At 66.4% G+C, this 23,062-nt stretch carries 21 protein-coding genes; 16 read left to right on the plus strand and 5 right to left on the minus strand.

What is annotated here, in order from left to right; all coding sequences use genetic code 11:
* Positions 1–128 precede the first annotated feature (128 nt).
* The 7 genes from R5C80_RS02540 to R5C80_RS02570 all read left to right on the plus strand — a co-directional run bounded on the left by R5C80_RS02540 (position 129) and on the right by R5C80_RS02570 (position 7,211).
* On the plus strand, positions 129–611 hold the full coding sequence (locus tag R5C80_RS02540; protein WP_094011746.1) for a glutathione peroxidase: 483 nt from the start codon (positions 129–131) through the stop codon (positions 609–611).
* Between the two features lie 277 nt (positions 612–888).
* Entirely contained in the window at positions 889–1,194 is a 306-nt protein-coding gene (locus tag R5C80_RS02545) for a DUF3649 domain-containing protein (RefSeq protein WP_023630342.1), read from the plus strand.
* Entirely contained in the window at positions 1,191–2,753 is a 1,563-nt protein-coding gene (locus R5C80_RS02550) for a PepSY-associated TM helix domain-containing protein (protein ID WP_319049767.1), read from the plus strand. Before R5C80_RS02545 ends, R5C80_RS02550 begins: the two co-directional genes overlap by 4 nt.
* Positions 2,753–3,079 carry a DUF3325 domain-containing protein gene (locus tag R5C80_RS02555; protein ID WP_046854208.1) on the plus strand — a complete coding sequence of 109 codons (327 nt, stop codon included), beginning with the start codon at positions 2,753–2,755 and terminating at the stop codon, positions 3,077–3,079. The genes R5C80_RS02550 and R5C80_RS02555 overlap by 1 nt, the downstream gene beginning before the upstream one ends.
* Positions 3,080–3,083: 4 nt before the next feature.
* Complete coding sequence (locus tag R5C80_RS02560; protein ID WP_038706796.1) at positions 3,084–3,635, plus strand: RNA polymerase sigma factor; 552 nt, start codon at positions 3,084–3,086, stop codon at positions 3,633–3,635.
* The gene (locus tag R5C80_RS02565; protein ID WP_038706795.1) at positions 3,632–4,603 is read left to right on the plus strand and encodes a FecR family protein; all 972 of its coding nucleotides are present in this window, start codon (positions 3,632–3,634) and stop codon (positions 4,601–4,603) included. Before R5C80_RS02560 ends, R5C80_RS02565 begins: the two co-directional genes overlap by 4 nt.
* A 205-nt stretch (positions 4,604–4,808) precedes the next feature.
* A complete protein-coding gene (locus R5C80_RS02570; RefSeq protein ID WP_319049768.1) occupies positions 4,809–7,211 on the plus strand; it encodes a TonB-dependent receptor in 2,403 nt (800 codons plus the stop codon).
* 55 nt (positions 7,212–7,266) lie between these two features.
* Here R5C80_RS02570 and R5C80_RS02575 read toward each other — a convergent pair whose 3' ends face one another.
* Entirely contained in the window at positions 7,267–8,142 is an 876-nt protein-coding gene (locus R5C80_RS02575) for a helix-turn-helix domain-containing protein (RefSeq protein WP_038706793.1), read from the minus strand.
* 228 nt (positions 8,143–8,370) lie between these two features.
* Here R5C80_RS02575 and R5C80_RS02580 point away from each other — a divergent pair, with 228 nt between their 5' ends.
* Complete coding sequence (locus tag R5C80_RS02580; RefSeq protein ID WP_023631099.1) at positions 8,371–9,273, plus strand: DMT family transporter; 903 nt, start codon at positions 8,371–8,373, stop codon at positions 9,271–9,273.
* A gap of 66 nt (positions 9,274–9,339) precedes the next feature.
* Here the strand turns inward: R5C80_RS02580 and R5C80_RS02585 are convergent, their stop codons facing one another.
* Together R5C80_RS02585 and R5C80_RS02590 are read right to left on the minus strand one after the other, a co-directional pair.
* Positions 9,340–10,314, minus strand: a complete 975-nt coding sequence (locus R5C80_RS02585) for a D-glycerate dehydrogenase (protein ID WP_319049769.1) — start codon at positions 10,312–10,314, stop codon at positions 9,340–9,342.
* An 85-nt stretch (positions 10,315–10,399) separates the two neighbouring features.
* A complete protein-coding gene (locus R5C80_RS02590) occupies positions 10,400–11,347 on the minus strand; it encodes a LysR family transcriptional regulator (protein WP_023632830.1) in 948 nt (315 codons plus the stop codon).
* 180 nt (positions 11,348–11,527) lie between these two features.
* Between R5C80_RS02590 and R5C80_RS02595 the strand changes: the two genes are divergently transcribed.
* The 4 genes from R5C80_RS02595 to R5C80_RS02610 are packed head-to-tail and all read left to right on the plus strand — an operon-like array spanning position 11,528 to position 16,304.
* Positions 11,528–13,054, plus strand: coding sequence for an efflux transporter outer membrane subunit (locus tag R5C80_RS02595; RefSeq protein WP_319049770.1), 1,527 nt, complete (start codon positions 11,528–11,530; stop codon positions 13,052–13,054).
* Positions 13,051–15,228: an FUSC family protein gene (locus R5C80_RS02600; RefSeq protein ID WP_104444925.1), complete on the plus strand. Its 2,178-nt coding sequence runs from the start codon at positions 13,051–13,053 to the stop codon at positions 15,226–15,228. The genes R5C80_RS02595 and R5C80_RS02600 overlap by 4 nt, the downstream gene beginning before the upstream one ends.
* A gap of 4 nt (positions 15,229–15,232) precedes the next feature.
* Entirely contained in the window at positions 15,233–15,433 is a 201-nt protein-coding gene (locus R5C80_RS02605) for a DUF1656 domain-containing protein (protein ID WP_008097766.1), read from the plus strand.
* Between the two features lie 10 nt (positions 15,434–15,443).
* The gene (locus R5C80_RS02610) at positions 15,444–16,304 is read left to right on the plus strand and encodes an HlyD family secretion protein (RefSeq protein ID WP_023632220.1); all 861 of its coding nucleotides are present in this window, start codon (positions 15,444–15,446) and stop codon (positions 16,302–16,304) included.
* Positions 16,305–16,344: 40 nt separating this feature from the next.
* Here R5C80_RS02610 and R5C80_RS02615 read toward each other — a convergent pair whose 3' ends face one another.
* Positions 16,345–16,803 (minus strand): universal stress protein, encoded by a 459-nt coding sequence (locus tag R5C80_RS02615; RefSeq protein ID WP_023632219.1) that lies wholly within the window; start codon positions 16,801–16,803, stop codon positions 16,345–16,347.
* A gap of 260 nt (positions 16,804–17,063) precedes the next feature.
* Here R5C80_RS02615 and R5C80_RS02620 point away from each other — a divergent pair, with 260 nt between their 5' ends.
* The 4 genes from R5C80_RS02620 to R5C80_RS02635 all read left to right on the plus strand — a co-directional run bounded on the left by R5C80_RS02620 (position 17,064) and on the right by R5C80_RS02635 (position 22,170).
* A complete protein-coding gene (locus tag R5C80_RS02620) occupies positions 17,064–17,969 on the plus strand; it encodes a LysR family transcriptional regulator (RefSeq protein WP_038706789.1) in 906 nt (301 codons plus the stop codon).
* 146 nt (positions 17,970–18,115) lie between these two features.
* Positions 18,116–19,657, plus strand: a complete 1,542-nt coding sequence (locus R5C80_RS02625) for an MFS transporter (RefSeq protein ID WP_319049771.1) — start codon at positions 18,116–18,118, stop codon at positions 19,655–19,657.
* A 27-nt stretch (positions 19,658–19,684) separates the two neighbouring features.
* The gene (locus tag R5C80_RS02630) at positions 19,685–20,746 is read left to right on the plus strand and encodes an HlyD family secretion protein (protein ID WP_319049772.1); all 1,062 of its coding nucleotides are present in this window, start codon (positions 19,685–19,687) and stop codon (positions 20,744–20,746) included.
* Complete coding sequence (locus tag R5C80_RS02635) at positions 20,743–22,170, plus strand: efflux transporter outer membrane subunit (RefSeq protein WP_319049773.1); 1,428 nt, start codon at positions 20,743–20,745, stop codon at positions 22,168–22,170. The genes R5C80_RS02630 and R5C80_RS02635 overlap by 4 nt, the downstream gene beginning before the upstream one ends.
* A gap of 37 nt (positions 22,171–22,207) precedes the next feature.
* Here R5C80_RS02635 and R5C80_RS02640 read toward each other — a convergent pair whose 3' ends face one another.
* Complete coding sequence (locus R5C80_RS02640; RefSeq protein WP_094011735.1) at positions 22,208–23,032, minus strand: SDR family oxidoreductase; 825 nt, start codon at positions 23,030–23,032, stop codon at positions 22,208–22,210.
* Positions 23,033–23,062: the final 30 nt, after the last annotated feature.

The following is a 23,062-nucleotide window of genomic DNA, read 5'->3' on the forward strand; positions in this document are numbered from 1 at the left end:
AGAGAGTCGCCAGGCGCTCGGGCAAGCCGGACTTGCCCTCCTCGGGAGGGTGGACGGTTTGGCCGCGCGCCTTTTTCGTGGGCGGGATTCGCCCCTGCGGCAATCGGAACCTGAGAGGGGATTTCATCATGAGTGCATTTCACGACCTGACGTTGAAGGCGCTGAACGGCGAGGACCTGCCCCTCGCTCCGTTCAAGGGCCAGGTGGTGCTGGTGGTCAATGTCGCCTCCAAGTGCGGGCTGACGCCGCAATACGCTTCGCTGGAAAAACTGCACCAGCAATTCAAGGGCAAGGGCTTCAACGTGCTCGGCCTGCCGTGCAACCAGTTCGCAGGCCAGGAGCCTGGCAGCGAGAAGGAAATCCAGGACTTCTGCAGCCTCAACTACGGCGTGAGCTTCCCGCTGGGGGCCAAGCTCGAGGTGAACGGCCCGCAACGTCATTCGCTGTATCGCCTGTTGGCGGGCGAAGGCGCTGAGTTCCCTGGCGACATCAGCTGGAATTTCGAGAAGTTCCTGGTCGGTAAGGATGGCCGGGTGCTGGCACGCTTCGCCCCACGTACCGCACCAGATGATCCGACCGTGGTGCAGGCCATCGAGAAAGCGCTGGCTTGAAGGCAGCGCCAACAGGGGCGCTTGTCCAGAGGGCTGTCGCGCGGTGGGTGTGGTTCTGGAGGCTCTCGAGCGGGTTGTCGAAATTGACCAGAGCGCGCCGGCATCGGCCTGCAGGTCCCCGTTGGCGGTGCCGCTTTCCAAGGTGCGCACCTTCTTGGGTTTCAACTCGTAACGACTGACCCGTTGGGCAGCTGGCTCGCCATCGCGCGTGTCGGCATGCTTTGCTTATGAGAATTGAAATCATTAGTATTGCAGCCCCCATTCCCGGATCCTCGTCATGAAGAGCAAAGCCGCCGGCCTTCCCCTGAGCTACCGCCTGGCCGTGACTTCCCGCAGCTTGGCAGCGCTGCTGGGCGGCTATCTGCTGGCGTCGATGGCCAGTGTCTGCATCACCCTGCTTGCGCCGATGACCCAGGCCGACGCGACGATGACCGGAATGATGCTGTCATTCGTCGTCTACCTCATCGCCTTCATCTGGTGCTTCGCCTGTCGGAGCGCCTGGCGTGCCTGGCTGGGCATGCTGTTGCCAAGCCTGGTGCTGGGGCTGATCAACGTACTGGCCTACTGGATGAACCTGTCATGAAAGAAGGCTTCCGCCAGGCCATGGCCTGGCTGCATACCTGGACCGGCCTGATCTTCGGCTGGTTGCTGTTTGCCATCTTCCTCACCGGGACGCTGTCGTACTTCAAGGAAGAGATCAGCCACTGGAGCCGGCCCGAGGTGCAGAGCCATCCGCTCGACCCAGTGGCCAGCCTTGGCCTGGCCCAGCGTTACCTCGAAACCCATGCGGGGCATGCCAGCACCTGGTTCATCCGTTTGCCCAGCGAGCGCCAGGCGGCGCTGAGCGTCAGCTGGCGCGACCCTAACGGCGATGGACGTCGTGGCTTCACCGACAAGAACCTCGACGCGCGCACCGGTGAGGCAGTCCAGGCCCGCGACAGCCGGGGCGGCGAGTTCTTTTACCGCTTCCACTTTCAATTGCAGATGCCCCACCCTTGGGGGCGCTGGCTGTCGACCTTCTGCGCCTTCATCATGCTGTTGGGGCTGGTCACCGGGATCATCACCCACAAGAAGATCTTCAAGGAGTTCTTCACCTTCCGCCCGGGCAAGGGCCAGAGGTCCTGGCTCGACGGCCACAACGCCATCGGTGTGCTGGTGCTGCCGTTCCACCTGATGATCAGCTACAGCAGCCTGGTGATCTTCATGTACATGGTCATGCCGGCCAGCATCCTGGCCAGCTATGGTGACAGCAGCGGCTACTTCAACGATGTGTTCGGCCGCGACGAAGTGCCCGAGGCGGTTGCCCAGGCCGCGCCGCTGGCGCCGTTGACTGACCTGTATGCCAAGGTCCAGGAACAGGCGCCGGGGGCGCGCATGGGCTACATCCGGGTATACAACCCCGGTGACCGCAACGCTCGGGTCACTTTCAACCGTGCCTCGGCCGACAGTGTCGCCTACCAGCGCAGCGCCACCTGGACTTTCGATGGCGTCAGCGGTGAGCTGTTGCGACGCGGGGCGCCGGAAAGCGCGGCGATGACCACTTCGTTCACCTTCGTCGGCCTGCACATGGGCAACTTCGCCGGGCCTTGGCTGCGCTGGCTCTACTTTGCCTTCGGCGTGGCCGGCACGGCGGTGATCGGCACGGGCCTGGTGATGTGGTTGGGCAAGCGCCAACTCAAGCACGCCAAGAATGAGCGCATGCCCGGCGAACTGCGCCTGGTCGAAGTGCTGAACATCGCCAGCATGAGCGGCCTGTTGCTGGGCGTGGCGGCGTTCTTCTGGGCCAATCGCCTGCTGCCGGCAACGCTGGAAGGGCGGGCTGACTGGGAGATCAACGGCTTCTTCCTGGCCTGGGGCGCGTCATTGCTCCACGCCATGCTCAGGAGCGGGCGCCGCGCCTGGGGCGAGCAACTGACGCTGGGCGCGCTGGCGTTCGCCTTGCTGCCGTTGCTCAACGCGCTGACCTCCGACCAGGGCCTGGATCACTCCATCGCCGCGGGTGACTGGGCCATGGCCGGTTTCGACCTGACGGCCCTGGCCACCGGCCTGTTCCTGGCCTGGGCCGCCGGCAAGATGCTGCGCGCGCCCAAGCCGGTCGCCAAGCATGCGCCACGCGCCGCCAAGACCGTGGAGGCGAGCTGATGCTGGGGGTTGCGCTGATGGGCTTCGCCGGTTTTGCCGGCCTGTGCCTGGCCATGGAAAAACACTTCAACGACCTGCTCGGGCGCAAGCCCACGGGGCGGCAGCTGCGAGCCTTGAAGATCACGGGCTGGGCGTTGCTGCTGCTGTCGTTGATCCTCGCCGTGCATGGGCGCGGCTGGGCCCTGGGCCTGGTGGAGTGGATCGCCGTGCTGATGGCCGGCGTGACCCTGTGGGTGTTCGGCCTGCCCTACCAGCCGCGGCTGTTGCTCGGCGCGGCGCTTGCCAGCCTGGTGCTCGGGCCGCTGCTGGCCGTGCTGGCGGTCTAGGCCCTTGAGCGACTCCGAGGCCGGCGGCGGGCGGGCACGCTTCCTCCAGGTGTTCCTCGCCCAGCGTGCGCGCATGGAGGCGCTGGTCAGCCGCCGCGTCGGCTGCCGCGCCACGGCGTCGGACCTGGTGCAGGACTTGTTCCTGCGCTTCTGGCGGCGCCCCGAGGTGCAGGTCGAGGCGCTCGATACCTACCTGCTGCGCAGCGCCAGCAACCTGGCTATCGACTACCTGCGCAGCGAAGGCAGCCGCGACCGGGTCGCTGAAGGCCTGCATGATCCTGACAGCGTGTCGGACAGCCAGGCCCCCGACCAGGCCCTGGAGGTCAATCACGACCTGCAACGCATCGAGGCGGCCCTGCGGGCGCTGCCCGAACGCACCCGGCAGATCTTCCTGCTCAGCCGCATCCATGGCTGCACCTACGGCGAGATCGCCAAGGCCATGCAGTTGTCCCAGAGCGCAGTGGAAAAGCATATGATGCGCGCCCTCGAAGCGTGCAAGGCGAGTGTCGCCGACCCCGCGTCCCCACTGCGCCGGCCAGGGAGCGCCCGTCGATGAGTGTTGAACAGCCGATCACTGCCGCCCAGTCCCAGGCCGCCCTGCGCTGGCTGGGGCGCATCCAGCAGCAGCCGGCGCAGGCCGAGGGCGCGGCGTTCAAGCGTTGGTTGCTGGAGAGCCCCGCCCATCGCCAGGCCTATGCCGAGGCCCAGGCGCTTTGGCGCCTGAGCGAGGCGCCGGCGGCGCGGCTGGCGGCCGAGGAACACCAAGGCCTGCAAACATACCTGGAGGCCATGCGCCGGCCCGAGCGCAAGCGACCGTGGCGCGGCCTGGCAGTGGCGGCGAGCCTGGTCCTGGCGCTGGGATTCGCGGCAGGCTGGCAGCCGCAGTTCTGGCTGCAGGACCTACGCGCCGACTACACCAGCGGGGCGCAGGTGCGGCAGGTGACCCTGGCCGATCGTTCGCAACTGACCCTGGATGCCGGCACTGCCGTGGCAGTGGATTTCGCCCAGGGCGAGCGGCGTGTGCGGTTGCTGCGCGGCGCCGCGTTTTTCGAGGTGACCCATACCGGCGAGCCGTTCCTGGTGGATGCCCAGGGCGGCGAAGTGCGGGTGCTGGGGACCCAGTTCGAGGTGCGCGGGCAGGGTGACGGCGCGCAGGTCACGGTACGCAGCGGGCGGGTGGCGGTGACGGCAGCCGAAGGGCAGCCTGCCCGCGAACTGACAGCCAACCAGCAACTGGCCTATGCCGGTGGTGTGGCCGGTGGGGTCGAGGCGGTGGACAGCGACAGCCGCCTGGCCTGGCGCCAGGGCTGGCTGAACTACTACCAGGTGCCGTTGGCGCAGGTGCTCGAGGACCTGGGGCGTTACTACCCGGGGCGGATCCTGCTGCTCGACGGTGAGCTGGCGCAGCGCAGGGTCAGTGGCAGTTTCCCGGTTGAGGAACCGCTGGCCGCGCTGGATTCGCTGGGCAAGGTGCTGGGGTTCGAGCGGCAGACGCTGTTGGGCCGGTTGACCGTTTTGCGTTGACCTGAGCCGACGTCAGCGCGGGGCAAGCCCGCTCCCACGATCTTGGACCCTGCAAGCCACCGCGTGGGAGCGAGCTTGCCCCGCGATAGGGTCGGAACAGCAAAATATTTCCATCAGGTGATGAGGTACCCCACGCCGGCATCCGTGTAGTAAGTGGAAGTGCGATTCATTCGCATACGATCATCCCGCCCACAGGTCCGCGTCCATGAAGTTCACCCCGCGTTGCGTCTCGCTCTGGTTCGGCCTCTGCAGCTTTTCCGCCGTGGCCGTCGTGCCCCAGGCCGTGGCCGCCCAGCAGAGCCAGGTCTATGCCTTCGCCCAGCCCAGCCAGCCGTTGGCCCAGGCGCTCAACGCCTTCAGCCGTACCACCGGGCAGAGCGTGGTCTATACCCTGACGCTACCGGACCTGCGAGCCCCGGCGCTGAACGGCACCTTCGACGCCGAGCAGGCTCTGCAGCAGTTGCTCGGCAATTCAGGCCTGGCCTGGCGCCGCCTCGACGCCCGCACGCTGACCCTGGAGCCGGTCGACACTTCCGGCGCGGTGAACCTGCAAGCCACCACCATCAACTCGCAACTGGACGACTACAGCTACCAGCCGCCGGCCAGCGCCTCGATCATGCGCGGCCAGGGCGCGACCCTGGATATCCCGCAGGCCGTGAACGTGGTCCCGGCCCAGGTGATCCGCGACCAGGCGCCGCGCAATCTGGACGATGCCCTGTACAACGTCAGCGGCATCACCCAGGGCAACAACTTCGGCGGTACCGCCGACACCGTGATGAAGCGTGGCTTCGGCGACAACCGCGACGGTTCGATCATGCGCGACGGCATGCCGATCGTGCAGGGCCGCGCGCTCAATGCCAGCACCGAGCGGGTCGAAGTGCTCAAGGGCCCGGCCTCGCTGCTTTACGGCATCCAGGACCCGGGCGGGGTGATCAATGTGGTCAGCAAGCGCCCGCAACTTGCGCAGTACAACGCCCTGACCCTGCGCGGCTCGACCTACGGCAACGGCAAGAACGGCAGCGGTGGCGGCCTGGACAGCACCGGTGCGCTGGGGGAGAGCAACCTGGCCTATCGCCTGATCGTCGATCACGAGGATGAAGACTACTGGCGCAACTTCGGCGTGCACCGCGAATCGCTGGTGGCGCCGTCGCTGGCCTGGTACGGCGAGGACACCCAGGTGGTGCTGGCCTATGAGCACCGCGAGTTTCGCTATCCGTTCGACCGCGGGACCGCCTTCGGCAGCGATGGCCACCCGTTGAACATACCCGCTACTCGCCGCCTGGACGAGCCGTTCAACGACATGGAGGGCCGCTCCGACCTGTACCGCCTGGAAATCGACCATCAGCTGGACGACGCGTGGAAGCTGCACGTCGGCTACAGCTTCAACCGCGAAACCTACGATGCCAGCCAGGTGCGCGTGACCGGCGTGGATGAAAGCAAGGGCACGCTGTCGCGCAGTATCGACGGCACCCGGGGCGCCCTGAGCCGTGACCAGTTCGTCACCTTCAGCCTCAACGGCAGTGTCGAGCTGGCCGGCATGCGTCATGATCTGGTGCTGGGTGCCGATCACGAGGACCGCAAGGTCTACCGCGCCGACCTGATCCGCCAGAACAGCCGCTCGACCTTCAGCTATCTGAACCCGGTCTATGGCCGCGAAGTGGAAGGCACCAATGTGCGCGCCAGCGACAGCGACCAGACCGACAAGCTGCGCACCGATTCGCTGTTCCTGCAGGACGCCTGGCACCTGGACGAGCACTGGATCCTGGTGGCAGGCGGGCGTTTCCAGCAGTACGACCAGTACGCCGGCCGCGGCCGACCGTTCAACGTCAACACCGACACCAGTGACCAGACCTGGGTGCCCCATGCGGGCGTCGTCTACAAGGTCGATGAGCAGCTGTCGTTCTATGGCAGCTACAGCGAGTCGTTCAAGCCCAACTCGACCATCGCCCCGCTGAGCATCGGTGGTGGCCGCACCCTGACCCTGGACTCTGGGATCGCGCCGGAGGAGGGCAAGTCCTGGGAGCTGGGGGCCAAGCTCGACGTGCCGGGCGCGGTGACCGGTACCCTGGCGCTGTTCGACATCACCAAGCGCAACGTGCTGGTGGCCGATGGCGACACCCAGCCGGGGACCATTCTCTACAGCAACGCGGGGGAAGTTCGTTCACGGGGCGTCGAGCTGGACCTGACTGGCCAGCTCAGCGAGCGCTGGAGCCTGATCGGGGCCTATGCCTTTACCGACGCCGAGGTCACCAAGGACCCGCAGCTCAAGGGCAACCGCCTGCAGAACGTCGCCCGCCACAGTGGTTCGCTGTCGGCAGTATACGACTACGGCATCCTGTTCGGCGGTGATCGCCTGCGCCTGGGAGCCGGTGCGCGCTACGTGGGTGAGCGTGCGGGCAATGCGACAAACGACTTCGACCTGCCGGCCTACACCGTGGCCGATGCCTTCGCCAGCTACGAAACCAAGCTGGACGAGCACAAGGTGCGCCTGCAGTTGAACGTGAAGAACCTGTTCGACAAGGTGTACTACAGCTCCGCGGTGAACCGCTATTTCGTTGCGGTGGGGGATGCGCGGCAAGTCAGCCTGTCGAGCACCTTCGAGTTCTGACCAATCGATGATGGGCGGCATGGCAATGGGCTTGTTCCGCGACAGGGCCCGGCAGTCAGGCGCGGAACGCTGCCCTGTACTCTCCAGGCGTCGCCCCCAATGCCTGGCGAAACCTGTTGCTGAAATGGCTGGCACTGGCGAACCCGCACGCCAGTGCCACCTCGCCCAAGGCTGGCGTGCCCAGGCGCAGTAAGCGACAGGCCCTGTGCAGCCGCCGGGCAAGCAGATACTGATGCGGCGGCAGGCCGAAACTTGCCCGGAACATCCGTGCAAAGTGGTACTCGGACAGGTTGCAGCGCAGCGCCAGCTCGCCCAGCGTCAGCGGCTGGTCCAGGTGGGCCTCGATATAGTCCACCAACTGCCGACGCTGGTGCGGCGCCAAGCCACCCCTGAGTTTGAGCCCATGGCGCAGGCCGACCTGGTTGAGCACGGCGTGGTCGATGATGTCGTGGGCAAGGCTGCTGGCCAGCAGGCGTTCGCCGGGCTCGGACCAGTCCATGTCGATCAGCTGGCGAAAGCGTGCGGCCTGTTGCGGATCGTCGAGGAAGGTCGCCTCGCGCAGCTGCATTTCACGCGGTTCGCGGTCCAGCAGGCGGGTGCAGCCAAGGGCGAACTGTTCCTCGCTGATGTACAGGTGGGCAAGGCGGATCGAGCCATTGATTACCCAGTTCGATTCGTGGCCGGCGGGCATCACGCACAGTTTGTCCGGTGCGCCGCGGTCGGCCGGGCGCTGGCGGCGGAAAGTACCGGTGCCGTCGGCGATGTAGCACGATAGGGTGTGATGGCTGGGCGCCTGGTAATCACGGGCATCGTCGCGGTTGCTCCACAATGCCGCCGCCAGGCCGTCGCCCAGGTGCGCGCTCAGCTCCAACCGGGCGTTGGGTGAGGCGTTGAGGGCGTTGAAGACTTGCAGGTGGTCGAGTGCGGGCATCGGAGACTCCTCTGAAGGCCATCGTACTGCGGCGTGGGCGGGAAGGCAGCTGGCGGAGAAGGAAAAGCGCAAGTTTATGCAAGCGCAGGTGTGAAGCCCGGGAAGACACTGTTTGCCTGTGACGGCCATCGCGGGGCAAGCCCGCTCCCACGCCAGCCCGCCAGGGTGGCCCAATGTGGGAGCGGGCTTGCCCCGCGATGGGCCGAAAGCCTGTTCGAGGAAGCCGCCATGAACCTGTCGCTCTACCTGCTTACCGTCCTGATCTGGGGCACCACCTGGATCGCCCTGAAGCTGCAACTGGGTGTGGTCGCCATCCCGGTGTCGATTGTCTACCGCTTCGCCCTGGCCGGGTTGATCCTGTTTGTCTTGCTGCTGCTCACCCGCCGCTTGCAGCCGATGAACCGACGTGGTCACCTGGTGTGCCTGGCCCAGGGCTTGTGCCTGTTCTGCGTCAACTTCATGTGCTTTCTCACCGCCAGCCAGTGGGTCGCGACCGGCCTGATCGCCGTGGTGTTTTCCACTGCCACCCTGTGGAACGCGATCAATGCGCGGGTGTTCTTCGGCCAGAAGATCGCTGCCAATGTGCTTGGCGGCGGAGCCATGGGGCTGCTGGGGTTGGGGCTGCTGTTCTGGCCGGAGCTTTCTCATCATGCCGCCAGCCGCGAAACCCTTTATGGCCTGGGCTTGGCACTGCTTGGCACGCTGTGTTTCTCCGCCGGCAACATGCTCTCCAGTGTGCAGCAGAAGGCCGGGCTCAAACCCATGACCACCAATGCCTGGGGCATGGTTTATGGCGCGTCGATGCTGGCAGGGTATTGCCTGTTCAGGGGGATCCCCTTCGATATGGAGTGGAACACGCGTTACATAGGCTCGCTGCTGTATCTGGTGATCCCGGGCTCGGTGATCGGCTTTACCGCCTACCTCACGCTGGTCGGGCGCATGGGGCCGGAACGGGCAGCCTACTGCACCGTGCTGTTCCCGCTGGTGGCGTTGAATGTGTCGGCGTTTGCCGAGGGGTATCAATGGACAGCGCCGGCATTGTTGGGGCTGGTGGCGGTGATGGCGGGGAACGTGCTGGTGTTTCGCAAGCCCAAGCCCAGGCCTGTGGAAGGGGAGCTGGCAGTCAAGTAATGGCGCCTTGTCGCAGTCTGCGGTGGAAACAGACTGCGACGGGGCCAGGCGCTCGGGCTGAACGACTCAGCCTTTCCACACTTGTGGATTCACCAGGTCCTGCGGCCGCTCGCACAGCAACGCCGAGCGCAGGTTGTCGATGGCCCGGTTGGCCATGGCTTCGCGGGTTTCGGCAGTGGCCGAGCCGATGTGCGGCAAGGTCAGGGCGTTGGGCAGCTTGAACAGCGGCGAATCGGCCAACGGCTCCTTTTCGTACACGTCCAGGCCGGCGCCGCGAATGGTACCTTCCTGCAGCGCCTCGACCAGTGCCACTTCGTCAACCACCGGGCCACGGGCGATGTTGACCAGGAACGCGCTGGGCTTCATCAGCTTCAGCTCGCGGGCGCCGATCAGCTTGCGGGTGGCGTCCGACAGCGGCACCACCAGGCAGACGAAATCGGCTTCTGCCAGCAGCTCATCCAGGCTACGGAACTGCGCGCCCAGCTCTTGCTCAAGCGCGGCCTTGCGGCTGTTGCCGGTGTACAGCACCTGCATGTTGAAACCGAAACGGCCACGCCGGGCGATAGCCGCGCCGATGTTGCCCAGGCCGACGATACCCAGTTTCTTGCCGTGCACATCGCAGCCGAACTGCGCCGGGCCGACGGTGGCCTGCCAGTGGCCGGCCTTGGTCCAGGCGTCCAGCTCGGCGGTGCGCCGGGCGCAACCCATGATCAGGGCGAAGCCCAGGTCGGCGGTGCTTTCGGTGAGCACGTCGGGGGTGTTGGTCAGGGCGATGCCGCGCTCGTTGAAGTAGTCCAGGTCGTAGTTGTCGTAGCCGACCGAGACGCTGGACACCACCTCCAGCTTGCCCGCGCCTTCGAGCTGCGCCCGGCCCAGCTTGCGGCCGACGCCGATCAGGCCGTGGGCCTCGGGCAGCGCTTCGTTGAACTGGGCGGCGATGTCGCCCAGCTTGGGGTTGGGCACGATCACGTGGAAGTCGTGTTGCAGGCGCTCGGCCATGGCCGGGGTGATGCGGCTGAAGGCCAGGACGGTCTTTTTCATCGGGCTGCTTCTCTGCAAGGCGGGTAGGGGCGGTGTCGTTGCTTAGCAACCTACCATTGTCCCCCGCCCGAATGCACCGGCTTTTTCAGTTGGCGATCAGCAGCTCGTGGGTTTTCAGGTCGGCCTCGTGGGCGGCGAGAATCTCCGGCAGCGAGTTGCGCAGGTACTCGACCCAAGTCTTGATCTTCGCATCCAGGTACTGGCGCGACGGGTAGATCGCATACAGGTTCAGCTCCTGCAGGCGGTACTGCGGCAGGATCCGCACCAGGCTGCCGTCGCGCAGGCCATCGATGGCGGTGTAGATCGGCAGCACACCCACGCCCATGCCGCTGCGGATCGCGGTCTTCATCGCATCGGCGGAGTTCACCTGGAACGGCGAGCTGGTGATGTTGACCACCTCCTGCCCCTCGGGGCCGTCGAACAGCCATTTCTCCAGCGGGATCACCGGGCTGACCATGCGCAGGCAGGCATGCTTGAGCAGGTCGGCGGGCTTGTGCGCGAAGCCATGGCGCGCCACATAGTCGGGCGCGGCGCAGACGATGCTGTAGGTGATGCCCAGGCGCTGGGAGACGAACCCCGAGTCCGGCAGCTCGCTGGCCAGCACGATCGACACGTCATAGCCCTCGTCGAGCAGGTCGGGCACGCGGTTGGCCATGGTCAGGTCGAAGGTCACGTCCGGGTGCGATTCGCGGTAGCGGGCGATGGCGTCGACCACGAAGTGCTGGCCGACGCCGGTCATCGAATGCACCTTCAACTGCCCGGCGGGGCGGGCATGGGCATCGCTGGCCTCGGCCTCGGCTTCTTCGACGTAGGTAAGAATCTGTTCGCAGCGCATCAGGTAGCGCTTGCCGGCCTCGGTCAGCGCGATGCGCCGGGTGGTGCGGTTGAGCAGGCGGGTTTGCAGATGGGCTTCCAGGTTGGAGACCGCCCGCGACACGTTCGCGGTGGTCGTATCCAGTTGCGCCGCGGCAGCGGTGAAGCTGCCGAGCTGGGCCACGCAACTGAAAGCACGCATGTTTTGCAGGGTGTCCATGGGTCACTCTCGGTTTAGAGGACAAAATTGTGACATGAAGTAACGCTGTTTCGCTTCCGACTAAAGCCGGATTATCGCTGTTTTGGTAACAAAGATTCGCAGGAATATACGCTTATCGCCAATGAAACCCGCCCCTAGAATTGCCCGGCCCCTCCACCTCTTCCTCGGGAAATCGCAGCTGTGCCGCGTCGCAACATCAGAGCGCTTAGCGCGCTCAGTGCCTGTGCCCTTAGTCTCACCTTGAGCGGCTGTATCGGAACCTGGGGTATCGCCCCGCAGAGCAAAACCCTCCAAGCCAACCAACTGACCACCGACGACGCCATCCGTGAGGCTGCGCGCGACGCCCACTGGCCGGCCCAGCAATGGTGGCGCGCCTATGGCGACGCGCAGTTGAACGACTGGGTCGCACTGGCATTGGCCGGCAGCCCGAGCATGGCCATGGCCGCCGCGCGGGTGCGCGAAGCCAAGGCCATGGCGGGCGTGGTCGAGTCGGCGGAAAAGCTGCAGGCCAACGGCAACGCCACCCTCAAGCGCCACAACTGGCCGGAGGATCAGTTCTACGGCCCCGGCGCGCTGTCCGGCGCCAACACCTGGGACAACAACGCCGCCATCGGCTTGAGCTACGCCCTGGACCTGTGGGGCCGCGAGCGCAATGCCAGCGAGCAGGCCGTGGACCAGGCGCACATGAGCGCCGCCGAGGCGCGCCAGGCCCAGCTGGAGCTGGAGAACAACGTGGTGCGCGCCTACATCCAGCTCAGCCTGCATTACGCTCGGCGCGATATCGTGCTGGCGGAGCTTGCGCAGCAGGAGCAGATCGTCGCCCTGGCCAAGCGTCGCCTCGACGGTGGCATCGGTACCCATTTCGAAGTCAGCCAGGCCGAGGCGCCGCTGCCGGAAACCCACCGCCAGATCGATAGCCTCGACGAAGAGATCGCCCTGACTCGCAACCAGCTGGCGGCCCTGGCCGGCAAGGGGCCGGGGGAGGGCGCGAAACTGCAACGCCCGACCCTGACCCTCGCTGCGCCGCTGAAACTGCCCTCGAACCTGCCCGCCGAACTGGTCGGCCAGCGTCCCGACGTGGTCGCCAGCCGCTGGCAGGTGGCGGCACAGGCCCGTGGCATCGACGTGGCCCATGCCGGGTTCTTCCCCAATGTCGACCTGGTCGGTGGCCTCGGCTTCATGGCCACCGGGGGCGGCCCGCTGGAGTTCCTCACCGGGCGCAAGTTCAACTACAACGTCGGGCCGGCCATCAGCCTGCCGATCTTCGATGGTGGCCGCCTGCGTTCGCAACTGGGCGTGGCCTCGGCGGGCTATGACGTGGCCGTGGCGCGCTACAACCAGACGGTGATCGGCGCGTTGCAGAACATCTCCGACCAACTGATCCGCCGCGAGTCGATGAAGGAGCAGGCGCACTTCGCCGCCGAATCCGTGGCTGCCGCGCAGAAGACCTACGACATCGCCACCGTCGCCTTCCAGCGCGGGCTCACCGATTACCTCAACGTGCTGAATGCCCAGACCTTGCTGTTCCGCCAGCAGCAGGTGCAGCAGCAAGTGCAGGCCGCGCGCCTGGTGGCCCATGCCGAACTGGTCACTGCCCTGGGCGGCGGCCTGGAGGCGGGCAAGGATGTGCCCGATCAACAGCGCCAGGCCGCACCGAAAACACCCGCCACCCTGGCCATCTTCGACACGCCGGACCATGCCGAATGAGCACATCGAGCTTGCCCTTGCGCTGGCTGCAGAGCCTGGAGTGGCGCCGGGGGTTCTTTGCCTGGGCGCGTACCGACGGCGTCACCTGGGTCTATATCTTCAAAGTCCTGGCCGCCGCCTTCATCACCCTGTGGCTGGCCATGCGCCTGGAGCTGCCGCAGCCGCGCACGGCGATGATCACCGTGTTCATCGTCATGCAGCCGCAGAGCGGCCATGTGTTCGCCAAGAGTTTCTACCGGGTGCTCGGCACCCTGGCCGGCTCGGCGATGATGGTCGCGCTGATCGCGATCTTCCCGCAGAACACCGAGCTGTTCCTGCCCAGCCTGGCCCTGTGGGTCGGCCTGTGCTCGGCGGGCGCCATGCGCTACCGGACCTTCCGCGCCTATGGTTTCGTGCTGGCCGGTTACACCGCGGCGATGATCGGCCTGCCGGTGCTGCAGCACCCCGACCAGGCGTTCATGGCGGCGGTGTGGAGGGTGCTGGAGATCGCCCTGGGGATTCTCGTTTCGACCTTCGTCAGCGCCGCGATCCTGCCGCAGTCGGCCAGTGCCGCCATGCGCAACGCCCTGTACCAGCGCTTTGGCGTGTTCGCCGGGGTGGTGGTCGAGGCCCTGCGCGGCGACAGCCAGCGCGACCGTTTCGAGACCAGCAACGTGCGCTTCGTTGCCGAGGCGGTGGGCCTGGAGAGCCTGCGTAACGTCACCGCCTTCGAAGACCCGCACATGCGCCGGCGCTCCGGCCGGCTGGTGCGGATGAACAGCGAATTCATGGCCATCACCACGCGTTTCAACGCCCTGCACCGGTTGCTCGAGCGCCTGCGCGCCCGTGGCCCGCTGCAGATCGTCGGCGCCATCGAGCCCGGGCTGGCCACCCTGGCCGAGCTGCTGCAGCCCTATGTCGGCCGGGCGCTGACCGACGCCGACGCCTTGCGCCTGGCCCTGGAGCTGGGCACCTACAAGGAAGGCCTGCAGGCCCAGGTGCGTGGTCTGCGCGCCGAGTATCTGCAGACCAACCCCAGCGAGTCTGACCTGCTGGACTTCCATACTGCCTTCGAGCTGCTGTACCGCTTCGTCGACGAGATGTACAGCTACGCCGAGACCCACGCCTCGCTGGCCGTGCACAAGCACGAACGCGAACAGTGGGATGAACCCTATGTGGCCCAGACCAGCTGGCTGGTCTCGCTTGCCGCTGGGGTGCGCGCCTCGGCGGTGCTGTTGCTGCTGGGCAGCTACTGGCTGCTCAGCGACTGGCCCAGTGGCGGCATGATGACCCTGATCGCCACGGTCACCGTGGGCCTTTCGGCGGCATCGCCGAACCCCAAGCGCATGGCGTTCCAGATGGCCTGCGGCACGGCGATCGGTGCCTTCGTCGGTTTCTTCGAGACGTTCTTCGTGTTCCCCTGGATCGACGGTTTCGCGTTGCTGTGCATGGTCCTGGCGCCGGTGTTCGTGCTCGGCGCATTCCTCGCCTCGCGCCCGGCCTATGCCGGTTACGGCCTGGGCCTGCTGGTGTTCTTTGCCATCGGCTCGGTGCCGAACAACCTGACGATCTACGACCCCTACACCTTCATCAACGACTACATCGGCATGGTCATCGGCATGTTCGTCTGCGCCGCAGCCGGGGCGATCATCCTGCCGCCCAACAGCCGCTGGCTGTGGAGCCGCCTGGAGCAGGAGCTGCGTGAGCAGGTGCTGTTCGCCATCGGCGGGCGCCTGCGCGGCCTGGGCTCGGCCTTCGAAAGCCGTACCCGCGATCTGCTGCACCAGGCCTACGGCCTGGCCGCCGGCAAGCCGCAGGTGCAGAGCCAGCTGATGGGCTGGATGTTCACGGTGCTGGAGATCGGCCACGCCATCATCGAGCTGCGCAAGGAGCAGGCCCGCGCCCCGGTGCACCCGGCCTACGCCGAGTCGCAGCCGTGGCGCCAGGCCATCCGCGTCATGGGCCGGGCCCTGGCGCGGTTGTTCCTGCAACCCAGCGCCAGCAACCACGAACGCGCCCTGGTGGCGGTGGACCATGCCATCAGCCGCGTGCAGGCCACCGATGAACCTTTCGCCCGGCACTTCGACACCTCGGTGTTGCGTCGGGCGCAGAGCTACCTGCACTTCATCCGTTCCTCCCTGCTCGACCCACAGTCGCCGCTGGCTCCGGCGAAAGGATCGCACGATGCTCCGTGAAACCATGCCCCGCGAGATCGCCTTCCATGGCGTGTACATGCCCACCATGACCTTGATGTTCCTGTTCGCCCTGGGCCTGGCCTGGGGCCTGGACCGGTTCATCGCCAGCCATGATGGCTATCGCTTCTTCTGGCACCCGGCGCTGCTGCGCCTGAGCCTGTTCGTTTGCCTTTTCGGCGCCCTGGCGCTGTCGCTCTACTGGTGAGAATCCTGCAATGAAAAAGTTCTTCAGCCTGATCGCCACCCTCCTGGTGCTGACCGCTGCCGTGGTGATCGGTCGCCAGTTGTGGCTGCACTACATGACCACGCCGTGGACCCGCGACGGCCGGGTGCGCGCCGATATCATCAACGTTGCCGCCGATGTGCCAGGCTATGTGGTGGACGTACCGGTCAAGGACAACCAGCGGGTGAAGAAGGGCGACGTGCTGATCCGCATCGACCCCGAGCACTACCAGTTGGCGGTGGAGCAGGCCAAGGCGCTGGTGGCCTCGCGCAAGGCCACCTGGGAAATGCGCAAGGTCAACGCCAGGCGCCGCGCCGACATGGACAACCTGGTGATCTCGAAAGAGAACCGCGACGACGCCAGCAACATCGCCAGCTCCGCCCTGGCCGACTACCAGCACGCCCAGGCCCAGCTGGCCGCCGCCGAACTGAACCTCAAGCGCACGCAGATCGTTGCCACCGTCGATGGCTATGTGACCAACCTGAACATCCACAAGGGCGATTACGCCCGCACCGGCGAGGCAGTGATGGCGGTGGTGGATGAGCAGTCGTTCTGGGTGTACGGCTTCTTCGAGGAAACCAAGCTGCCCCACGTCAAGGTCGGCGATGTCGCCGAGCTGCAGATGATGAGCGGCGAGCGTATCAAAGGGCATGTGGAGAGCATCGCCCGGGGGATCTACGACCGCGACAACCCGCAAAGCCGCGAGCTGATCGCCGATGTGAACCCGACCTTCAACTGGGTGCGCCTGGCGCAGCGGGTGCCGGTGCGGATCCATATCGATGAAGTGCCGGAAGGGTTCCTGCTGGCGGCGGGGACCACCTGTACCGTGGTGGTCAAGCCGAGCGAGGGCTGATCCGAGTACGTCATCGCGGGGCTAAGTCTATCGCGGGGCTTCAGCCAACTTCAGTCGGCACGCCTACCAGAACCGGTATCTGTATCCGATCGATCACCTTGGCGCTGATCGACGGATCGAGCAGCCTGCCTAGCCGTGACAGGTGGCGGTGGCCGATGATGACCAGTTCGCACTCCAGCTCCCGGGCCTTGGCGACGATCGCCTCCACCGGCTGGCCGGCGACCATGCAGCCCAGGCTGTCGAAGCCGGCGTCGCGCAGCATGCTCACGGCGGTGTTCACGGCGTGCTCGGCCTGTTGCTGTTCGTCGCAGGCGGCGGGGTATTCCTCCAACTCATCTTCGGTGTAGACCGTGCGGTGGTCGTGCACGGCGAAGGTCGAGTCGATGGCCAGCAGCACATGCAGGGTGTGCTCGCCGGGGCGGCAGTAGCGCTGGGCGAGGGTGAGCAGGCTGGCGGCTGCCGGGGAGGCGTCGATGGCGATCAGAACCGGATGGGGCATGGGCAATCCTTTGGAGAATGGATGGCAGTGCTGCGCTCATCGCCAGCAAGTCGCAACGGCGAACCGCGGTGCCCGCAGGGAGATGCGCTGCCTGCAGGCACTGCGGTTCGCCGCCGCGGCTTGCCAACGATGAGGCCACACCATTGTCGGTTCATTGACCTCTACGGATAAATGGTCCCCCACGCACGGCGCCATTGCGTCAGACGCAATCGGCCAACCTGTTACCATCGCGTTTCCCACAGCTGTCACGGAAAACGGCCATGCAACTCCCGGACATGAACCTGCTCGTCGCCCTCGATGTGCTGCTCGACGAAGGCAGCGTGGTCGGTGCCGCCCAGCGCATGAACCTGAGCCCGGCGGCGATGAGCCGGACCCTCGGGCGAATCCGCGAGGCCATGGGCGATCCGATCCTGGTGCGTGCCGGCCGTGGCCTGGTGCCGACACCGCGAGCGTTGGCCCTGCGCGAACAGGTGCATGGCTTGGTGGAGCAGGCTGGCCTGGTGTTTCGCAGCCGCGATGCCGTGGACCTGGCCAACCTCGACCGCGCTTTCAACATCCGCACCAACGACCTGTTCATTGCCCTGTATGGCGCACAGTTGCTGCGCATGATGCTGGCCCAGGCGCCGCGCACGGTGCTGCGTTTCGTGCCCGAGGGCAGTGGCGATGACGATGCGGTGCTGCGCAACGGACAGATCGACCTGATCATCAGCTCGGCCATCGAACTGGGGCCGGAGATCAAGGTGCAGAGCCTGTTCAACACCTATTTCGTTGGCCTGGCCCGTGAGGATCACCCGATCTTCGATGCTCCGATCACCCCCGAGCGTTTTGCTGCCTACCCGCAGATCAGCGTGTCCCGGCGGGGGCGGGCCAACGGGCCGATCGACGTGTCGCTGGCCAACTGCAAGGTGGAGCGGCGAGTGGCGCTGATCACCACCAGTTTCCATTCGGCGATGTTCTCGCTGCCGGATTCGGACCTGATCCTGCCGATACCGGCCAACATCCTCAACAGTGTGCAGCGCTTGAAGCTGCCGTTGCGTTCGTTCGAGATCCCGGTGCCGCTGGAAAAGGTCAACGTGATGCAGGCCTGGCATCCGCGCTTCGACAATGACCCGGCGCACCGCTGGTTGCGGCAGACGCTGAAGGCTTGCGGCAGCATCGATCCTTGATGGGCAATGTTTTGCGTTCCATAGCCGGCAAATCAATCTGGATTGCGTCTGACGCAACATAAAGCTGCCAACAAGTCAGTTTTCGTCAGTATTCGACCTTCTTAGACTTCACCCAGCCCTTAAAATGTTGCTGGAGATGTCTATCCATGAGTTCCCTGACCGCGCCTTCCGCCGCGCTGGCCGCCGCCCCTGCGCCGGCCGCCCCCGCGCAGACGGCGTTCGGCCTGCGGGTGGTGGTCGGGCTGTTCGGCGTGTTGCTGGCGGTGCTGTGCGCCGGGCTCAACGAGGCGGTGACCAAGATTTCCCTGAGCGACATCCGTGGCGCCATGGGCATCGGTGCCGACGAAGGCGCCTGGCTGCTGGCGGTTTACAGCGCCGCTTCGGTCTCGGCCATGGCCTTCGCGCCGTGGCTGGCCACCACCTTCTCGCTGCGCCGCTTCACCATGACCGCCGTTGGCGTCTTTGCCGTGCTCGGCCTGATCCAACCCTTCGCCCCCAACCTGCACAGCCTGATGTTGCTGCGTGTGCTGCAGGGCTTCGCCTCGGGCGCCTTGCCGCCGATGCTGATGAGCGTGGCGCTGCGCTTCCTGCCGCCGGGCATCAAGGTCTATGGCTTGGCCTGCTATGCCCTGACCGCCACCTTCGGGCCGAACCTCGGCACGCCGCTGGCTGGCCTGTGGACCGAGTACGTCGGCTGGCAGTGGGCGTTCTGGCAGATCATCCTGCCGTCGCTGCTGGCAATCGCCTGCGTCGGCTGGGGCCTGCCCCAGGATCCGCTGCGCCTGGAGCGCTTCAGGCAACTGGACTGGCGTGGGGGGTTGCTTGGCTTGCCGGCGATCAGTTGCATCGTCCTCGGCCTGTCGCTGGGCGACCGCTGGGGATGGTTTGATTCGCCGCTGATCTGCTGGCTGCTCGGTGGCGGTGTGCTGTTGCTGGTGCTGTTCATGTACAACGAGTGGTCCGAGCCATTGCCGTTCTTCCAGTTGCGCATGCTCTCGCGGCGCAACCTGAGCTTCGCCCTGGTGACCCTGGCCGGTGTACTGGTGGTGTTGTCCGGGGTGGGCAGCATTCCTTCGGCGTACCTGGCGCAGATCCAGGGCTACCGCCCGGCGCAGACCAGCCCGCTGATGATGCTGGTGGCCATGCCGCAGCTGCTCGCCCTGCCGCTCACCGCGGCGCTGTGCAACATCCGCGCGGTGGACTGCCGTTGGGTGCTGGCGGCGGGCCTGGCGATGCTGGCGGCATCGTGCGTGGGTAGCAGCCTGCTGACCTCGCAGTGGATTCGCGGCGACTTCTATCCCTTCTACCTGCTGCAGGTGTTCGGCCAGCCGATGGCGGTGCTGCCCCTGCTGATGCTCTCCACCAATGGCATGACCCCGCAGGAAGGCCCGTTCGCCTCCGCCTGGTTCAACACGATCAAAGGGCTGTCGGCGGTGATCGCCGGCGGCCTGCTCGATGCCCTTGGCACCCTGCGCCGGCATTTTCATTCCAACCACCTGGTCGACAGCCTGGGCAACGCGCCGCTGATCGACGACAACGCCGCTGGCCTGGCCAAGCGCATCCATGAACAGGCCCTGGTGCTGACCTCGGCCGACCTGTACCTGGTGATGGCGGGTATCGCCGTCGCCATGATCTGCCTGATCCCCTTCGTGCCTACCCGGATCTTCCCGCCGCGTGCGGTGGCCTGAAGCCGGGGCTGAATTCGAGATAGAAAGATGACCAACAACCGCAAGACGCTCTTCATCGGCTCGGCACTCGCCGTGGCCGTGCTCGCCGCCCTGGTCGGCCCCTGGATGTTCGGCAGCGATCACCGCCAGCGCACCAACGACGCCTATGTGACCGCCGACTACACAGTGGTGGCGCCCAAGGTGGCGGGCTTCATCAAGGAGGTGCTGGTGGAGGACAACCAGCAGGTGAGTGCCGGCCAGTTGCTGGCGACCATCGATCCGCGCGACTACCAGGCCGCGCTCGACGCCGCCCAGGCGCAACTGTTGGTGGCCAGGGCGCAGAGCCTGGATGCCCGCGCCACGCTCGAGCGCCAGGCCTCGTTGATCTCCCAGGCCGAGGCGGCGGTAAAGGCAGCCCAGGCCGAGGCGGCCTTCGCCGACCACGAGGTGACCCGCTACAGCCGCCTGGCCGAGCAGGGCGCCGGCACCGTGCAGAATGCCCAGCAGGCGCGCAGCGGCGTCGACCAGGCCCGTGCGCGGTTGGCCAACAGCCAGGCGGCGCTGCTGGCCACGCGCAAGCAGGTGGACATCCTCAGCGCCCAGGTGGCCAGCGCCGATGGCCAGCTCAAGCGTGCCGAAGCCGGGCTGGAAAAAGCCCGCCTGGACCTGTCCTACACCCGTATCACCGCGCCGGTCGACGGCATGGTCGGCGAGCGCGCCCTGCGCATCGGCGCCTACGTCAATCCGGGGGCGCGGCTGCTGTCGGTGGTGCCGCTGGAGCGCGCCTATATCGTCGGCAACTTCCAGGAGACCCAACTGACCCATGTGCAACCGGGGCAACCGGTCAGTATCAGTGTCGATACCTTCTCCGGCGAACAACTCCACGGCCGTGTCGAGAGCATCGCCCCGGCCACTGGGGTGACCTTCGCCGCCGTGAAACCGGACAATGCCACCGGCAACTTCACCAAGGTGGTGCAGCGTATTCCGGTGAAGATCGTCTTCGATGACGGCCAGCCGCTGTTGGCGCGCCTGCGCGTGGGCATGTCGGTGGAAGCGACCATCGATACCCACGGCGACACGCTCGCCGGCAAAGAGGTGACTGCGCGATGAGACGCCTGAGCCCTCTGTTGCTGGCCATGCTGCTGGCCGGCTGCACCCTCGGCCCGGACTTCCACCGTCCGGACAGCGAGGCGCCCAAGGACTGGGCCGAGCTGCAAGGCGCTGCCGCGTCCAGCCAGCCGGTGGCCGAACCGCTGGAACTGCGTTGGTGGGACAGCTTCCACGACCCGCGCCTGAGCGCGCTGATCCAGAAGGTCACACAGCGCAACCTCGACCTGCGCATGGCCAGTGCCCGCCTGCTGCAAAGCCGCGCCCTGCGCAGCAGCGTGGCGGCGGACGAGCTGCCGGCGGTGGACGTGAACGCCGGGTACAGCCGTGCGCGCAACAGCGCCGAGGGGCTGAACGACCCGTCCGGCAAGTCTGGCAAGTCGGCGTACAACCTCTGGCAAGGCGACCTGGTGGCCGGCTGGGAACTGGACCTGTGGGGGCGTGTACGCCGCCAGGTCGAGGCCGCCGACGCGAGCGTCGAGGTGGCGGAGAACGATCGCCGGGGCGTGCTGCTGGCCTTGCTTGCGGAAACCGCCGGCAACTACATCCAGTTGCGTGCCGTGCAGCACACCCTGGACATTACCCAGGACAACCTCAAGGTTGCCCGCCACAGCCTGAAGTTGTCCGAAGGCCGCCAGGCGGAAGGGGTAGCCACCCGCCTCGACGTGGCCCAAGCCAGCGCCCAGGTGGCCTCGATCGAGGCGCGCCTGCCGACCTTGGAAGCCCGTCGCGACGACCTGATCAACGCCCTCGGCCTGCTCGCCGCCGAACCGCCACGCAGCCTGCAGCGTGAGCTGCTGCAAGGCGGCGAGCTGCCCGCGCCGCAGCAGCGTTTCGCCATCGGCGTGCCTTCGGAACTGGCCGAGCGCCGGCCGGACATTCGCCAGGCCGAGGCCCGCCTGCATGCCGCCACCGCCAGCATCGGCGTGGCCAAGGCGGACTTCTACCCGAGCATCCGCTTGTCCGGGAGTGTCGGTTTCCAGGCCATGCAACTGTCCGATTTCGGTGGTTGGGATTCGCGCCGGTTCGCCTTCGGCCCGCAACTGTCGCTGCCGATCTTCGAGGGCGGGCGGCTCAAGGGCACCCTGGAGCTGCGCGAGGCGCAGCAGCAGGAGGCGGCGCTGAACTACCGCAAGGTGGTGCTCGGTGCCTGGCACGAGATCGACGACGTGCTGCGCCTGTACAACGCCAGCCAACTGCGCCGTGATCATCTGGCCGAGGCGGTGCGGCAGAATCGCATCGCCCTGGAGACCGCGCAGCGCCAGTATGTGGAAGGGGCGGTGGACTTTCTCAATGTGCTGACGGTGCAGGGTGCGCTGCTGGCCAGCGAAGAGCAGTGGATCGACAGCTCGGCGGCGGTGTCGCAGGCGTTGGTCGGGCTATACAAGGCGCTGGGCGGCGGCTGGCAGGCGTTCGATCAGGTTTGAAAGGCATCGCGGGGCAAGCCCACGATGCCTTGTGTCGTCAGAGCGGTCGCAACAGACCGAAGCGTTTGCGCAGTACCCAATCCAGCAACCTCTGTGGCAGCACCCGGGCCATCAACGGCAGCGCCGTGCTGCCATTGCCAATACGTACCAGCGCCGGCACTGGCGACTTGCGCGTGGCGGCCAGCAGGCGTTGGGCAAACACCGCCGCCGAGGTCGGCCGGTCCTGCGACGCCCGCGCTCGGGCCTGTACCTGTTCGCGCAACGGCCACCATGGGGAATCGCTCGCCAATACCTGCTCGGCCTGTTGCTGGGCATTGCTGGCGAACTGCGAGGCGATCGCCCCCGGCTGCACTTCCATCACCCGGATACCGAACGGCGCCAATTCCAGGCGCAAGGCATCGGTGAGACCGTGCACGGCGGCCTTCGACGCGCAGTACGCGCCGGCGAACGGGGTGACCAGCACGCCCGAGACGCTGCCGATGTTCACCACCAGCCCACGGGAGCGGCGCAGCAGCGGGAACAGCGCGCGGGTTACGCCGACCAGGGCGAAGACGTTGGTTTCGAACTGTTGGCGCATGGCCTCGACACCGCCGTCGAGCAGCGGGCCCATGGCACCGTAGCCGGCGTTGTTGATGAGGATATCGAGGCCGCCGTGGCGGTCTTCCAGCTCGTCGGCAAGGCGGGTCAGTGCCTCGCCGTCATTCACATCCAGTTGCCGTGCGGCAAAGCCGGCGGCGAGCAGGGCGTCGACGTCGTCGGGCTTGCGGGCGGTGGCCCAGACTTCGTGGCCGGCATCGCGAAAGGCGTCGGCCAGGGCGCGGCCGATGCCGCTGGAACAACCGGTGATGAGGACGGTGGGCATGGGGTAGGCCTTAGGTCTGGGAGGGTCGTA

Source organism: Pseudomonas sp. On1 (assembly GCF_033783325.1).

Bases quoted from the DNA above. Each gene is read 5' to 3' on its own strand.
- R5C80_RS02590 (WP_023632830.1), bottom strand. From the start codon at position 11,347: ATGGACACCCTGCAAAACATGCGTGCTTTCAGTTGCGTGGCCCAGCTC.
- R5C80_RS02555 (WP_046854208.1), top strand. From the start codon at position 2,753: ATGCTGGGGGTTGCGCTGATGGGCTTCGCCGGTTTTGCCGGCCTGTGC.
- R5C80_RS02570 (WP_319049768.1), top strand. From the start codon at position 4,809: ATGAAGTTCACCCCGCGTTGCGTCTCGCTCTGGTTCGGCCTCTGCAGC.
- R5C80_RS02630 (WP_319049772.1), top strand. From the start codon at position 19,685: ATGACCAACAACCGCAAGACGCTCTTCATCGGCTCGGCACTCGCCGTG.
- R5C80_RS02620 (WP_038706789.1), top strand. From the start codon at position 17,064: ATGCAACTCCCGGACATGAACCTGCTCGTCGCCCTCGATGTGCTGCTC.
- R5C80_RS02615 (WP_023632219.1), bottom strand. From the start codon at position 16,803: ATGCCCCATCCGGTTCTGATCGCCATCGACGCCTCCCCGGCAGCCGCC.
- R5C80_RS02625 (WP_319049771.1), top strand. From the start codon at position 18,116: ATGAGTTCCCTGACCGCGCCTTCCGCCGCGCTGGCCGCCGCCCCTGCG.
- R5C80_RS02605 (WP_008097766.1), top strand. From the start codon at position 15,233: ATGCCCCGCGAGATCGCCTTCCATGGCGTGTACATGCCCACCATGACC.
- R5C80_RS02600 (WP_104444925.1), top strand. From the start codon at position 13,051: ATGAGCACATCGAGCTTGCCCTTGCGCTGGCTGCAGAGCCTGGAGTGG.
- R5C80_RS02635 (WP_319049773.1), top strand. From the start codon at position 20,743: ATGAGACGCCTGAGCCCTCTGTTGCTGGCCATGCTGCTGGCCGGCTGC.
- R5C80_RS02545 (WP_023630342.1), top strand. From the start codon at position 889: ATGAAGAGCAAAGCCGCCGGCCTTCCCCTGAGCTACCGCCTGGCCGTG.
- R5C80_RS02610 (WP_023632220.1), top strand. From the start codon at position 15,444: ATGAAAAAGTTCTTCAGCCTGATCGCCACCCTCCTGGTGCTGACCGCT.
- R5C80_RS02585 (WP_319049769.1), bottom strand. From the start codon at position 10,314: ATGAAAAAGACCGTCCTGGCCTTCAGCCGCATCACCCCGGCCATGGCC.
- R5C80_RS02640 (WP_094011735.1), bottom strand. From the start codon at position 23,032: ATGCCCACCGTCCTCATCACCGGTTGTTCCAGCGGCATCGGCCGCGCC.
- R5C80_RS02565 (WP_038706795.1), top strand. From the start codon at position 3,632: ATGAGTGTTGAACAGCCGATCACTGCCGCCCAGTCCCAGGCCGCCCTG.
- R5C80_RS02580 (WP_023631099.1), top strand. From the start codon at position 8,371: ATGAACCTGTCGCTCTACCTGCTTACCGTCCTGATCTGGGGCACCACC.
- R5C80_RS02540 (WP_094011746.1), top strand. From the start codon at position 129: ATGAGTGCATTTCACGACCTGACGTTGAAGGCGCTGAACGGCGAGGAC.
- R5C80_RS02550 (WP_319049767.1), top strand. From the start codon at position 1,191: ATGAAAGAAGGCTTCCGCCAGGCCATGGCCTGGCTGCATACCTGGACC.
- R5C80_RS02575 (WP_038706793.1), bottom strand. From the start codon at position 8,142: ATGCCCGCACTCGACCACCTGCAAGTCTTCAACGCCCTCAACGCCTCA.